This window comes from Staphylococcus pasteuri (assembly GCF_030547725.1).
Lineage (GTDB): Bacteria > Bacillota > Bacilli > Staphylococcales > Staphylococcaceae > Staphylococcus > Staphylococcus pasteuri.
Map to the genome: position 1 here is coordinate 1 of NZ_JAUOQO010000086.1, position 358 is coordinate 358.

General features: G+C 31.6%; 1 protein-coding gene. It reads left to right on the forward strand.

The features are described 5' to 3' along the window. A partial coding sequence (locus tag Q4528_RS12905; protein WP_303521877.1) for a hypothetical protein occupies positions 1 to 304 on the forward strand: 304 nt, incomplete at its 5' end. Positions 305 to 358: the final 54 nt, after the last annotated feature.

Sequence of the window (358 nt, forward strand, 5' to 3'; positions counted from 1 at the left end):
GATTCGTACTATTCAAGAAATAAGCTCTACCTATTACTCTAATAATCCAAAATTAATTACAGATGCAATTACCATGAGCTACGATCTCAATCAAAACGGAGTAGAAGATATAATTTCCTGTCATTATTGGGAAAGATGGGGTTCATTGCAGTGTGAATCTATAATTGATGAAGTTAAATTTAATATAAGCTACGGCTGCCAAAGGCTCGGTATATCATATCAAATGCATGAAGGATATCACTCATTAGTATGTAATCGAGACACATTATTGAATTTTAATCCTAACAGTAAATCTTATGAGTAATGGTTAAAAACCTAACAAGTGACTATGGTGTCAATTCCTAATTTTAAACCATTT